This window comes from Novosphingobium sp. (genome assembly GCF_036820275.1).
Classification (GTDB): Bacteria; Pseudomonadota; Alphaproteobacteria; order Sphingomonadales; family Sphingomonadaceae; genus Novosphingobium.
The window spans coordinates 108,157-121,381 of sequence record NZ_DAISLT010000017.1; the positions used below are offsets into that span (position 1 = coordinate 108,157).

Sequence of the window (13,225 nt, forward strand, 5' to 3'; positions counted from 1 at the left end):
ACTCTCCCGATTCTTTTCGTTTGTTCTGAAAGGGGCGGCCAATCGCGGCCGCTATGTCGTCGCCGTCTTGCGCAGCGGTCTGGATGCGAAAGTCTGGAGCAAGTGGACGGCCAGGCCGAAGATCAGGCCCCAGAAGGCGGAGCCGAGGCCCGCCAGCGTCATGCCCGAAGCACTGACTGCAAATGTGACGAGCGCTCCGTCGCGGCCCCGCTCCGCGCGCAAGGCGGTGCTGAGCGAGCCGGAGACGACCGGAAACAGCGCCAGCCCGGCGAGTGCGGCGATCAGCGTCTTGGGCAAAGTGGCGAACAGGGCCAGCACGGTCGCCGCGAAGGCGCCGAAGACAAGGTAGGTCACGCCGCCCGCGATCCCCGCGAGATAGCGCTTCGCCGGATCGGGGTGCGCATCCGGGCCGAGGCAGATCGCGGCGGTGAAGGCCGCCAGGTTCAGGCCGTGGCAGCCGAACGGCGCGAGCAGGATCGAGCCTATCGCGCTGGCCGAAACGATCGGGCGCGCGGGCGGGGTCTCGTAGCCCGCGGCGCGCAGGACGGCGATGCCGGGAAGGAACTGCCCGGTCAGCGCCACGACTGCCAGCGGCAGGGCGATGCTGGCGGTGGCGGCCCAGTCGAACCGGGGCGTGGTCCAGACCGGCATGGTCAGGCGGGGGGTGCCGACCGTGCCCGAGAGGCCGCCGTCGAGCACCGTCAGCGTCACGCCCGTCACCAGCACGGCCAATACGGCATAGCGCGGGGCGAGCACGCGTCCGGCGAAGAAGGCGGCGATCATCGCGATCACCATGACCGGCGCGGAGGGCACGGCGCCGATCATGTCGATCACGAAGCGGAACAGGATGCCGGCCAGCATGGCGGCGGTGATCGCGGCGGGTAGGTACTTCATCAGCCGGTCGAACGCGCCCGAAGCGCCTACCGCCAGCACCGCGAGGTTGGCGACGATATAGGCGCCCACGGCCGTGGCGAAATCGGTCTGCGGCAGCATCGTCACCAGCAGTGCCGATCCGGGCGCCGACCACGCCACCACGATCGGCACGCGCCAGCGCCAGCTCAGCACGATGCCCAGGAGCCCGCTGCCGATCGAGATCGCCCAGATCCACGAGGCAACGACCGCCGGCTCCAGCCCTTGCGCGGCCTGGAACACGATCACCAGCGGTCCGGCATAGGATATGGTGGTGGCGATGATCCCGGCGACAATTGCCGGGATCATCGATGTCTGGCCTTGTGCCGGGAGCGTCTCGATGGTGGTGGTCATGATCGTCCGTTCACGCCGCGAGGGCGTAGGCTTCCCGGCTGCGCTGCTGGCGGCGGCTCACCATGTAGAGCGCGGTCGCCAGTACCGAGACCAGGCCCGGAATGGAGAAGGCGAGGAAGTTGAGCGCCATCGGCAGTTCGGCCGCGAGCAGCAGCCCGCCCAGCATCGGCCCGACGATCGCGCCGACCCGGCCCATTCCCGAGGCCCAGCCCAGCCCGGTGGAGCGGACGGAGAGGCTGTAGAACTCCGCGACGCTGGCATAGAGCAGGATCTGCGTGCCGGTGGTGCCTGCACCCGCGATGAAGATCAGCAGGTAGAGCACCGGCATGGCGCTGTTCAGGCCGAGCAGGGCGATGCAGAGCGCGCCCAGGGCGAAATAGGCCATGACCACGCGGGGCAGCCCGAAGCGGTCGGCCAGGCGCCCACCCATGATGGCGCCGAACATGCCGCCGAAATTGAGCGCGAGCAGGAACGAGAGGCTGGAACCCAGGCTGTATCCGGCGCTCCGCATCAGCTGCGGCAACCACGAACCCAGCGCATAGACCATCAGCAGGCAGCAGAAGAAGCACAGCCACATGGAGAGCGTGCCCAGCGTGCGGTCATGCCGGAACAGCTCGCTCACCGAGGCGCGGCCCGCGTCGGCCTCGCGCAGGACCAGCGGCGCGCCGGAGGCGGCCTCCGGCGAGAGCTGGCGAAGGATCGTGCGGGCCTTGTCCTGCTCGCCCTTGCGCACCAGGAAGCCGACCGATTCCGGCAGGCCGCGCAGGATCAGCGGAAGCAGCGCCAGCGGCACGGCGGCGGCCAGGAACATTGCCTGCCAGCCGAACCGGGGCAGCAGCCAGATGCCCAGGCCCGCCGCGACCATGCCGCCCACGGCATAGCCGCTGAACATCAGCGCCACGAGGGTGCTGCGCATCCGCTTGGGGGCATATTCGTTGGTCAGCGCGACGGCATTGGGCATCAGCCCGCCGCAGCCCAGGCCTGCGGCGAACCTCAGCACGCCGAACATCGTCGGCGTCGTCACGAAGCCGTTCAGGAAGGTCGCGGCGCTGAACAGGGTGAAGCAGAGGGTGATGCATTTCTTGCGGCCGATCCGGTCACCCATCGGTCCGAACAGAAGCGCGCCGGACATCATGCCGAACAAGGCCCAACTCGCCAAAGAACCGGCTTGCGGCGCGGTCAGTTGCCACTGCTCCATCAGCTTGGGAAGCACGACGCCATAAATGAATACGTCGTAGCCATCGACTATAAGAAGCAGCGCGCAGGCTATAACTATCTTGAGGTGCAGATTTCCGAATCTGGCTTCGTCGACAAGACGACTTACATCGATACCTTGCATATCGATTCCTCTCCCATTTCACGTTGTGTGATTTTCCGGGAAAGTGAATGAGCTGCGAAGGTTCAACAAATACCGTTTAAGTCCGATGCGAATACGCAGGGGGTATCGCCGGAAACATGTGGGTCACAATTCCTCGCCAAGCGCGGCGGGCACATCGTAGCCCCACAGCGCATATTGCCGCGCGATCACCGAGGCCATGAGCGCCAGTTCGGGGGAGCGGTCTCCCGGGCGGTGGCTCATGATGATGGGGGATGTGGCCGGTTCCGCCAGTTCGCGGAAGGCGACGTCGTGGCTGCGCGCGCGGCGCACCGATTCCGGGACGACAGCCATGCCTTCCTCCGCCGCGACGAGGCCGATGGCGATCTGCAGTTCGCGCGCTTCGTGAACGATCCGCGGCTCGATCGAATGATCGCGGAACAGCGAGATGACCTGGTCGGCATAGCTGGGGCGGGGCGCGCGCGGATAGATGATCTGCGGTTCGTCGGCCAGGTCGCGCAGCGAGATCGGTCCGCTGCCGGTGGCCAGCGGGTGGTCGACCGGGAAGGCGGCCACCAGTTTCTCGTTGCGCAGGATGATGCGGCGGACCGAAGGGTCCTCGAAGCGGATGCGCCCGAAGCCGACATCGATGCGCCCGTCCTTCAGCGCGGCGATCTGGTCCAGCGTAGTCGCCTCCACCATGACCAGTTCCACGTTTTCTGCCACCTTGCGGAATTCGCGGATCAGTTCGGGCAGGCGCGCATAGATGGTGGAGGCGACGAAACCGATCACCAGCCGTCGCCGCTCGCTGGTGGCGGCTGCCCGCACCATGGCTTCCACGTCCTCCATGCGTGCCAGCACTTGCAGCGCCTGTTCGTGGAGCAGGCGGCCGACGGCGGTGAGCCGCAGCGGGCGCGTGCCGCGATCGAGCAAGGGCGCGCCGACATGCGCCTCCAACTGCTGGATCGCGCGCGAAAGCGGCGGCTGGGCGATGTGCAGGCGTTCGGCGGCGCGGTTGAAGTTCCCCTCGTCCGCCACGGCCACGAAATAGCGCAGAAGGCGCACGTCCATCACGATAATATACCTCTCAGGTATAGGCCCGTAACCGCATTGATCTTTGCAGCCGCTGCGAGTGAGGCCTAACTTTCCTATCGAAAGCTAAACATTCGGGAGAGTCGCTGCAATGGCCCTGTTGAGCCAAGCTGATACCTTAATCGTCGATGTACCGACGATCCGCCCGCATGTTCTGGCCATGACCACGATGCATTCGCAGGCGATGGTGATCGTCCGCCTGACGGACGGCGACGGCGTCGAAGGCATCGGCGAGGGCACGACCATCGGCGGCCTCAGCTATGGCGAGGAAAGCCCGGAAAGCATCAAGTCCGCCATCGATACGTATATCGTCCCGGTCCTGAAGACCTGCGACATCAGCCGTGTCGGCGCGACGATGGCCAAAGTGGCCAAGTGCGTGCGCGGCAATCACTTCGCCAAGTGCGCGGTCGAAACCGCGCTGCTGGATATGGCGGGCAAGCGGCTGGGTGTGCCGGTCTCCGAACTCATCGGCGGCGGCCGCGTGCGCGACGATATGCCGGTGGCCTGGACCCTCGCCAGCGGCGACACCGCGCGCGACATTGCCGAGGGCGAGGAAATGCTCTCCCTCCGCCGCCACCGCATCTTCAAGCTGAAGATCGGCAAGCGCACCGTGGAACAGGACGTCGCCCATGTCGGCGCGATCTGCAAGGCGCTGGGTGACCGGGCCAGCGTGCGCGTGGACGTGAACCAGAACTGGAGCGAGGCGCAGGCCAAGCTGGGCATGGCGATGCTTCAGGACGTGGGCTGCGACCTTGTCGAACAGCCCATCGCCGGGGACGACATTGCAGCGATGACCCGCCTTGCCACCACGCGCGGCGTGCCGCTGATGGCGGATGAGGCGCTGCACGGGCCGCGCACCGCGCTGCGGATTGCTTCTGCCGGGGCGGCGGGCGTCTTCGCGTTGAAGATTGCGCAGTCGGGCGGGCTGTTCGCCACGGCAGAAGTCGCCGCCATCGGCACGGCGGCGGGTATCGGCCTCTATGGCGGCACGATGCTGGAGGGCGGCGTAGGCACGGCGGCTTCGGCCCATGTCTTCGCCACCGTTCCCGAGCTGGCCTGGGGCACCGAGCTGTTCGGCCCGCTGCTGCAGACCGAGGAAATTCTGACCGAGCCGCTCGGCTACGGGGACTTTTCGCTGAAGGTGCCGACCGGCCCTGGCCTCGGCATCGCGCTCGATCCCGACAAGGTCGAATTCTTCCGGCGTGACCGTTCGGGTCCGCGCCTTCACGCCGTAAATGCAGGAGCCTGAGGCATGCTGTTCATGGTCGAAATGGACGTCAACATCCCGCTGGATTTCGACGCGGAAGAAGCCGCGAAGATCAAGGCGGCCGAGAAGGCCTATTTCCAGAAGCTCCAGCAGGCGGGCATCTGGCGCCACATCTGGCGCAAGGTCGGGCTCTATTCGAACGTCTCGATCTTCGATGTCGAGAGCAATGCGGCGCTGCACGACACGCTGATGGGCCTGCCGCTCTACCCCTTCATGACCATGAAAATCACGCCGCTCTGCCGGCACCCATCCTCCATCCATGACGACGATCGCTGATCGCCGGAGCCACTGAATACAGTCCTTGGGAGAGAACAAAATGGACGTCAGCTTCGTAAAGACCCCGGAAATCCAGCAGCTGCTCGACCGCGCCGCCGGCGTGAACGAGAGCGGCGGCAGCCCGCGCCTCAAGGCGATCATGCGCGACCTTACCGAATCGGTGATGGAGCTGATCGTCCGCCACGACATCTCCGAAAGCGAGTTCTGGCTCGCCATGAAGTACCTTTCGGACAGCGCGGGCGAGATCGGCCTGATTGTGCCGGGCACCGGCCTTGAGCACTTCCTGGACCTCTACATGGACGCCAAGGATGCCGAGGCCGGCCTCTCCGGCGGCACCCCGCGCACCATCGAGGGCCCGCTCTATGTCGCCGGTGCGCCGCTGGTGGAAGGCAATGTGAACCTCTCCGTCGACGAGGACGAGGGCACCACCGTCCTGCACATGACCGGCAGTGTCACCGGCCCGGCCGGCGAGGCGGTGGAGAACGCGATCGTCCACGTCTGGCATGCCAATTCGAAGGGCTGGTATTCGCACTTCGACCCGACCGGCGAGCAGACCCCGTTCAACAACCGCCGCCGCATCAAGCTGGGCAAGGACGGCCGCTATGCGTTCCATTCCAAGCAGCCGAGCGGTTACTCGGTGCCGCCCGGCGGATCGACCGATCAGCTGATGCAGGCGCTGGGTCGCCACGGCAATCGCCCCGCCCACGTGCACTTCTTCATCGAGGCGCCGGGCTATCGCACGCTGACGACGCAGATCAACTTCGGCGACGATCCTTTCGCGGCCGACGATTTCGCCTTCGGCACCCGCGAGGGTCTGCTGCCGGTGCCCAGCCGCCAGGGCGACAGCGCCTACATCCAGTTCGACTTCCAGATGCAGCGCGCCGCCGATGCGGATGACGAGCACTTCTCGTCCCGCGCTCGCGCCGAGGTCGAGCCGGAAACAGAAACGGCCTGACCGCCAACAACAACACGGGAGACAGGATCATGTACGAACACCTCATGCACCGGGTCTCGACCGCCGTGGTCGATGACGTCGAAACCGGAGAGTTCCGCTGCCGTCGGGACGTCTTCACCGATCCGGCGCTGTTCGAACTGGAAATGAAGTACATCTTCGAAAGCAACTGGGTCTATCTGGCCCACGAAAGCCAGCTTCCGAACAAGAACGATTACTTCACGACCTTCATCGGGCGCACGCCCGTGATCCTGACCCGTGCCAAGGACGGCGCGATCAACGGCGTGGTCAATGCCTGCGCGCATCGCGGCGCCAAGCTGTGCCGCCGCAAGCGGGGCAACCAGCCGTTGTTCGTCTGCCCGTTCCACGGCTGGAGCTTCAAGACCGACGGCAAGCTTCTGCGCGCCAAGGATGCCAGCACCGGCGCCTATCCGGACAGCTTCGACCATGAGGGTTCGCACGACCTGACCAAAGTGCGCGTCGAAAGCTATCGCGGCTTCGTGTTCGGATCGCTGAACCATGACGTGCTGCCACTGGAACAGCATCTCGGCGAGGCTAAGGTCATCATCGACCAGATGGTCGATCAGGCGCCGGAGGGACTGGAAGTGCTGACCGGCAATTCCACCTACACCTTCGACGGCAACTGGAAGATGCAGATGGAGAACGGCTGCGACGGCTATCACGTCAGCTCCGTTCACGAAAACTACCAGTCCACCATGGGTCGCCGCGCTGAGGGCGGGACCAAGGCGGTGGACGCCAATGGCTGGTCCAAGGCGCCCGCCAGCGGCGTCTATGGTTTCGAGCACGGGCACATCCTGCTGTGGACGCAGGTGATCAATCCCGAAGTGCGGCCGATCTGGAACCACAAGCCGGAACTCGACGCTCGGCTGGGCGAGGACCGGGCGAAGTTCATCATCGAGCAGACGCGCAATCTGGCGCTCTATCCCAACGTGTTCCTGATGGACCAGTTCTCGACCCAGATCCGCGTCGTTCGCCCGATCGACGTGCACACCACCGAAGTGACGATCTACTGCTACGCGCCGAAGGGCGAAAGCGCCGAGGACCGCGCCCACCGCATTCGCCAGTACGAGGATTTCTTCAATGTCACCGGCATGGGCACGCCTGACGATCTGGAGGAGTTCCGCAGCTGCCAGAAGGCCTACGAAGGCGCGGGCGAACTGTGGAACGACCTCAGCCGCGGCGCTACCCGCTGGATCCACGGCGCGGACGCCAATGCCAAGGCCATGGGCATGAACCCGCTGCTCTCCAGCGAGCGCAGCGAGGACGAGGGCCTGTTCGTGCGCCAGCACGAATTCTGGGCGCAGATCATGCTCGACGGTCTGGCGAAGGATGCGGCCAATCAGCCGCCGATGATGGAGGCGGCGGAATGAGCACGCTCGACATGACCCGTGAAGCCCTGTCCTACCGCGAGATCTGCGCCTTCCTCTACCGCGAGGCGCGGCTGCTGGACGATCGCCGGTTCGACGAGTGGCTGGAATGCTATTCGCCCCAGGTCGAATACTGGATGCCCGCCTGGACCGACGATGACGCGCTCTGCACCGATCCGCAGACCGAAATCTCGCTGATCTACTACGCCAATCGGCAGGGCCTGGAAGACCGCGTCTACCGCCTGAACACCGAGCGGTCCTCCGCCTCCACGCCCGAGCCGCGCTCTGCTCACTTCATCGGCAATGTCGAAGTGCTGGAGAGCCGGGAAAGGCAGGTGGACTTGCGCTACAACTGGCACACGCTCAGCCACCGCTACCAGCAGACGCAGCAGTTCTTCGGAACCACGTTCCTGACGCTGGATACTGCTGGCGAGACGCCGTTGATCCTGAAGAAGAAGATCGTCCTGAAGGACGACTACATTCATCAGGTCATCGACATCTACCACGTCTGAGGAGGGGGCCGTGATCTTCGCAGGACGTTTTACAGGCAAGGTGATGGTCGTGACCGGCGCGGCGCAGGGCATCGGGGCCGGTGTCGCTACCCGCGCCGCTGCCGAGGGTGCGAGCGTGGTTCTGGTCGACCGCGCCGACTTCGTGGCCGAGGTGGAGCAGGCCATCGTGGCGGCTGGCGGAAAAGCAGTCTCCGTCTGCTGCGACCTTGAGACCTACGAGGGCGCAGCGGCGGCGATGGCACGCGCCGTCGAAGCCTTCGGGCGGATCGACATCCTCATCAACAATGTCGGCGGCGCGATCCGGATGCGGCCCTATGCCGAGTTCGAGCCCGCGCAGATCGACGCGGAAATCCGCCGCTCGCTGATGCCGACGCTCTACTGCTGTCACGCCGTGCTGCCGACGATGCTGGAGCAGGGCGCAGGGACCATCGTGAACCTGTCCTCCAACGCCACGCGCGGCATTCGCCGGGTGCCCTATTCGGCGGCGAAGGGCGGGATCAACGGCCTGACCCAGAGCTTGGCCATGGAATATGCGGAAAGCGGCATTCGTGTCGTTGCAACGGCACCGGGCGGCACGAGCGCTCCCCCCCGCCGTGTCGCCCGGAACGCCGAAGGCGACAACCCGGCAGAACAGGCGTGGATGGCCGAGGCAGTGGCGCAAGTGACCTCCTCCGCCTTCCTGAAGCGCTACGGAACCCTTGAGGAGCAGATCGCCCCGATCCTTTTCCTCGCCTCAGACGAGGCCAGCTACGTGACCGGCACCGTGCTGCCCGTCGCGGGCGGCGACCTCGGTTAAGGAGACACTCGATGTCGAAAATCTACGATAGCCCCGCCGCAGCCCTCGATGGCCTGCTGTTCGACGGCATGACGATCATGTCGGGCGGGTTTGGCCTTTCGGGCAATCCCGAGAGCCTGATCCCCGAGATCCGGGCGGCGGGCGTGAAGGACCTGACGGTCATTTCCAACAATGCAGGCGCGGACGGTTTCGGTCTGTGGATGCTGCTGGAGAGCCGGCAGATCCGGAAGATGATCTCCTCCTACGTGGGCGAGAACAAGCTGTTCGAAAGCCAGTACCTCTCGGGCGAACTCGAACTGGAACTCAACCCGCAGGGCACTTTGGCTGAGCGCATTCGCGCGGGCGGCGCGGGCATTCCGGCGTTCTACACCAAGACCGGCGTCGGCACCGTGGTCGCCGAAGGCAAGCCGGTCGAAGTGTTCGAGGGCGAGGAATACGTGCGCGAAACCTGGCTGCGCGCCGACCTGTCGATCATCAAGGCCTGGCGCGCTGACGAGGAGGGCAACCTGATGTTCCGCAAGACCGCGCGCAACTTCAACCCGAATATGGCGACGGCGGGCAAGGTCACGGTGGCCGAGGTCGAAGAGATCGTCCCCGCCGGCACTTTCGATCCGGACTGCATCCACACCCCCGGCATCTACGTCGACCGCGTGGTGCTTTCGACCATCAACGAGAAGCGCATCGAGAAGCGCACCGTTCGCGAGAGGGAAACTGTCTGATGAGCTGGACCCGCGATGAAATGGCCGCCCGCGCCGCGAAGGAACTGCGCGACGGGTACTACGTGAACCTCGGCATCGGCATTCCGACCTTGGTGGCGAACCATGTGCCGGCCGGCATCAAGGTCACGCTGCAGAGCGAGAACGGCATGCTCGGCATCGGCCCGTTCCCCTATGACGAGGACGTCGATCCCGACCTCATCAACGCCGGCAAGCAAACGATCACCGCGCTGCCCACCTCCAGCTTCTTCTCCAGTGCGGACAGCTTCGCAATGATCCGCGGCGGCCATATCGACATGGCCGTGCTGGGCGCGATGGAAGTCTCGGCCGAGGGCGACCTCGCCAACTGGACGATCCCGGGCAAGATGGTGAAGGGCATGGGCGGGGCCATGGACCTCGTCGCCGGGGTGAAGAAGGTGATCGTGGTGATGGACCACGTTTCCAAGCACGGCGATCCCAAGATCCTGCCCGCCTGCACCCTGCCGCTCACCGGCAAGCGCGTGGTGGACATGATCGTCAGCGATCTGGCCGTCTTCGCCATCGACCGCAAGGCGGGCGGGCTGACCCTGCTGGAACTCGCCCCCGGCGTCACGCTGGAGGAAGTCACCGACAAGACCGGCGCGCCTTTCGTCAACACGCTCGAAACGGCGTAAGACAGGAACATCCAGGTGCCGAAACTGATAGTCGTCGACCGTTCCGGAGACGAAACCGCGATCGACGCCCGCGAGGGCGTCACCGTGATGGAAGCGATCCGCGACAGCGGGTTTGACGAACTGCTCGCGCTTTGCGGAGGCTGCTGTTCCTGCGCGACCTGCCATGTCTTTGTGGACGAGGGCTGGGCGGAGACGACCGGTGCGCCCGGAGAGGACGAGAACGACCTGCTCGATTCCTCCGATCATCGCGGCGCGCACTCGCGCCTCTCGTGCCAGATCGCCTTGACCGCCGCGCTGGACGGTCTGCGCGTCACCATTGCCCCGGAGGATTGAACCATGCCTTTTACCCAGGTTCCCGGAGCCGCTCTCTACTGGAAGCGCGATGGGCGCGATGAGGCCCCGGCGCTGGTGCTGCTCAATTCGATCGGCACGGATATGGATTTGTGGGACGCCGTCCTGCCCCATCTGCGCGACCGCTTCGCCCTGCTGCGGATCGACACGCGCGGCCACGGTGCCTCGACGGCCGAGCCGGGCGACTTCTCGATGGCCATGCTGGCGGATGACGTGCTGGCGGTGGCCGATCACGCCGGACTGCAATCCTTCGCGCTGGCCGGTGTCTCGCTGGGCGGCATGATCGGCATGGAACTGGCACTCCGCGCGCCTGAGCGCGTGACGAAGCTGGCACCGATCTGCACTTCCGCGACGATGGACAGCGCTTCCTGGAACGACCGCATCGCCAAAGTACGCGGTGAGGGCATGGCCGCTATCGCCGATCTGGCGATGGGCCGCTTCCTTTCGGACAGAGCCGAGCCTGCCGTCTACGAGACCGTGCGCCGCCAGCTCCTGACCATGGATCCGCAAGGCTATGCCGGTTGCGGCGCGGCGATCCGCGACATGGACCTTGCAGACCGCATTGCCGCCATCGCCTGCCCGGTGCTGGTGGTGACCGGCACTCGCGACACCTCCACGCCGCTGGAAGGGCACGGCGAGCATCTCCTCGCCCGCATCCCCGGCGCAGGCCATGCTGCGCTGGAAGCCGCCCATCTCGCCCCGCTCGAAGCCCCCGAGGCGCTTGCCGCCGCGCTCGTCTCCTTCCTCGAAAGCTGATCCCGTGACCCAGGCCTTCATCTGCGATGCCGTCCGCACCCCCATCGGCAAGCTCAACGGTTCGCTCGCCGCCGTGCGGGCCGACGACCTTGCCGCCCTGCCGCTCAAGGCGCTGATGGAGCGCAATCCGCAAGCGGACTGGTCCATGCTCGACGACGTGATCCTCGGCTGCGCCAACCAGGCGGGCGAGGACAACCGCAATGTCGCGCGCATGGCCGTGCTGCTGGCGGGCATGGGCGAGAGCGTGCCGGGCGTCACCGTCAACCGCCTCTGCTCCTCGGGCCTCAATGCCTTGGGCATGGCGGCGCAGGCGATCCGTAGCGGTGATGCGGACTTCCTGATCGCAGGCGGTGCCGAAAGCATGACCCGCGCACCTTACGTGATGGGCAAGGCGGACAGCGCCTTCGGACGCGGGCAGAAGATCGAGGACACCACGCTGGGCTGGCGCTTCGTCAACCCAGCGATGAAGGCCGCCTATGGTGTCGATACCATGCCGCAGACCGGTGAGAACGTCGCCGAGCAGTGGCAGGTAAGCCGTGAGGAACAGGACCGCTTCGCCCTCGCCAGCCAGGAAAAGGCAGGGGCGGCGCAGGCGAGCGGCCGCTTCGCGGCCGAGATCGTGCCCGTGACGATCCCGCAGAAGAAGGGCGATCCGATCGTCTTCGATCGTGACGAGCATTTGCGCGCGACCAGCCTTGAGGCGCTGGCGAATCTGAAGCCGGTGGTAAAGCCGGACGGCACGGTGACAGCGGGCAATGCCTCGGGTCTCAACGACGGCGCGGCCGCCATGCTGGTTGCCGGCGAGGAGGCCGCGAAGCGCCACGGACTTACCCCGCGCGCCCGCGTGATCGGCATGGCGGCGGCCGGGATCGCCCCGCGCGTGATGGGCGCCGGGCCGATCGAGGCGGCACGCAAGGTGCTCGCCCGCAGCGGCCTCACCGTGGACCGGCTCGACGTCATCGAACTCAACGAGGCTTTCGCCAGCCAGGCCATCGCCACCTTGCGCGATCTCGGGATCGATCCCGCCGACCCGCGTGTGAACCCCAACGGCGGGGCCATCGCGCTGGGCCATCCGCTGGGCATGTCGGGCGCGCGCATTGCCATGTCGGCGGTCGAGGAACTTCAGCGCGGCGGCGGACGCCATGCGCTGGCCTTCATGTGCATCGGCGTCGGGCAGGGCCTTGCCCTGCTGATGGAGCGCGTGTGATGGCCGATCGGGCAGACGTCGTCATCGTGGGAGCGGGACACGGGGGCGCGCAATGCGCGCTGGCCCTGCGCCAGAACGGGTTCGAGGGAACCATCACCGTCATCGGCCGCGAGCCGGAATATCCCTACGAGCGCCCGCCGCTCTCCAAGGAATATTTCGCGCGCGAGAAGACGTTCGACCGGCTCTACATCCGCCCGCCGACGTTCTGGGCCGAGAAGGAGATCACCTTCAAGCTCGGCACCGAAGTCACCAAGGTCGATCCCGAGGCGCATGAACTGACGCTCTCGAACGGTGAGACCCATGGCTACGGCCAGCTGGTCTGGGCGACCGGCGGCGATCCCCGGCGGCTCTCGTGCTCGGGTTCCGACCTCGCCGGGGTCCATGCCGTGCGCACCCGCGAGGACTGCGACACGCTGATGGCCGAAGTCGATGCGGGCACGACGAACGTGGTGGTGATCGGCGGCGGCTATATCGGTCTCGAAGCGGCGGCGGTGCTGTCGAAGCTGGGGCTCAAGGTCACGCTGCTGGAGGCGCTGCCGCGCGTGCTGGCGCGCGTGGCCGGAGAGCCGCTCTCGGAGTTCTACCAGAGGGAGCACCGGACGCACGGTGTCGACCTGCGCACTGGCGTCGCGGTCGAGTGCCTCGAAGGCGACGGCCACAAGGTGACCGGCGTGAAGCTGG

The 13,225-nt window shown here is 66.1% G+C and carries 15 protein-coding genes; 12 read left to right on the plus strand and 3 right to left on the minus strand.

The genetic code is table 11. The features are described 5' to 3' along the window. Positions 1-51 precede the first annotated feature (51 nt). From V7066_RS14915 to V7066_RS14925, 3 genes are all read right to left on the minus strand, one after another. The gene (locus V7066_RS14915) at positions 52-1,263 is read right to left on the minus strand and encodes a benzoate/H(+) symporter BenE family transporter (RefSeq protein ID WP_334183831.1); all 1,212 of its coding nucleotides are present in this window, start codon (positions 1,261-1,263) and stop codon (positions 52-54) included. Positions 1,264-1,273: 10 nt separating this feature from the next. After that, complete coding sequence (locus V7066_RS14920; RefSeq protein WP_334183832.1) at positions 1,274-2,602, minus strand: MFS transporter; 1,329 nt, start codon at positions 2,600-2,602, stop codon at positions 1,274-1,276. Between the two features lie 123 nt (positions 2,603-2,725). Beyond that, positions 2,726-3,649, minus strand: a complete 924-nt coding sequence (locus V7066_RS14925) for a LysR family transcriptional regulator (protein ID WP_334183833.1) — start codon at positions 3,647-3,649, stop codon at positions 2,726-2,728. Positions 3,650-3,761: 112 nt separating this feature from the next. Between V7066_RS14925 and V7066_RS14930 the strand changes: the two genes are divergently transcribed. From V7066_RS14930 to V7066_RS14985, 12 genes are all read left to right on the plus strand, one after another. Further along, positions 3,762-4,919, plus strand: coding sequence for a muconate/chloromuconate family cycloisomerase (locus tag V7066_RS14930; protein WP_334183834.1), 1,158 nt, complete (start codon positions 3,762-3,764; stop codon positions 4,917-4,919). A 3-nt stretch (positions 4,920-4,922) separates the two neighbouring features. Further along, entirely contained in the window at positions 4,923-5,213 is a 291-nt protein-coding gene (gene catC / locus V7066_RS14935) for a muconolactone Delta-isomerase (RefSeq protein WP_334183835.1), read from the plus strand. Positions 5,214-5,253: 40 nt separating this feature from the next. Then, the gene (locus tag V7066_RS14940) at positions 5,254-6,168 is read left to right on the plus strand and encodes a dioxygenase family protein (protein ID WP_334183836.1); all 915 of its coding nucleotides are present in this window, start codon (positions 5,254-5,256) and stop codon (positions 6,166-6,168) included. A gap of 29 nt (positions 6,169-6,197) precedes the next feature. Further along, positions 6,198-7,556, plus strand: a complete 1,359-nt coding sequence (locus V7066_RS14945; RefSeq protein WP_334183837.1) for a Rieske 2Fe-2S domain-containing protein — start codon at positions 6,198-6,200, stop codon at positions 7,554-7,556. Further along, on the plus strand, positions 7,553-8,065 hold the full coding sequence (benB, locus tag V7066_RS14950) for a benzoate 1,2-dioxygenase small subunit (RefSeq protein WP_334183838.1): 513 nt from the start codon (positions 7,553-7,555) through the stop codon (positions 8,063-8,065). The genes V7066_RS14945 and benB overlap by 4 nt, the downstream gene beginning before the upstream one ends. 10 nt (positions 8,066-8,075) lie before the next feature. Further along, positions 8,076-8,861, plus strand: a complete 786-nt coding sequence (gene benD, locus V7066_RS14955; protein ID WP_334183839.1) for a benzoate diol dehydrogenase BenD — start codon at positions 8,076-8,078, stop codon at positions 8,859-8,861. A gap of 11 nt (positions 8,862-8,872) precedes the next feature. Continuing rightward, a complete protein-coding gene (locus tag V7066_RS14960; RefSeq protein WP_334183840.1) occupies positions 8,873-9,580 on the plus strand; it encodes a CoA transferase subunit A in 708 nt (235 codons plus the stop codon). Next, on the plus strand, positions 9,580-10,230 hold the full coding sequence (locus tag V7066_RS14965) for a 3-oxoacid CoA-transferase subunit B (RefSeq protein ID WP_334183841.1): 651 nt from the start codon (positions 9,580-9,582) through the stop codon (positions 10,228-10,230). The genes V7066_RS14960 and V7066_RS14965 overlap by 1 nt, the downstream gene beginning before the upstream one ends. A 15-nt stretch (positions 10,231-10,245) precedes the next feature. Then, positions 10,246-10,563: a 2Fe-2S iron-sulfur cluster-binding protein gene (locus V7066_RS14970; RefSeq protein ID WP_334183842.1), complete on the plus strand. Its 318-nt coding sequence runs from the start codon at positions 10,246-10,248 to the stop codon at positions 10,561-10,563. A 3-nt stretch (positions 10,564-10,566) separates the two neighbouring features. Then, a complete protein-coding gene (gene pcaD, locus V7066_RS14975) occupies positions 10,567-11,337 on the plus strand; it encodes a 3-oxoadipate enol-lactonase (RefSeq protein ID WP_334183843.1) in 771 nt (256 codons plus the stop codon). A gap of 4 nt (positions 11,338-11,341) precedes the next feature. Then, positions 11,342-12,544 carry a 3-oxoadipyl-CoA thiolase gene (gene pcaF, locus V7066_RS14980; protein ID WP_334183844.1) on the plus strand — a complete coding sequence of 401 codons (1,203 nt, stop codon included), beginning with the start codon at positions 11,342-11,344 and terminating at the stop codon, positions 12,542-12,544. Next, positions 12,544-13,225: NAD(P)/FAD-dependent oxidoreductase (locus V7066_RS14985; protein ID WP_334183845.1), on the plus strand; the 682-nt coding region annotated here is incomplete at its 3' end. The genes pcaF and V7066_RS14985, both read left to right, overlap by 1 nt.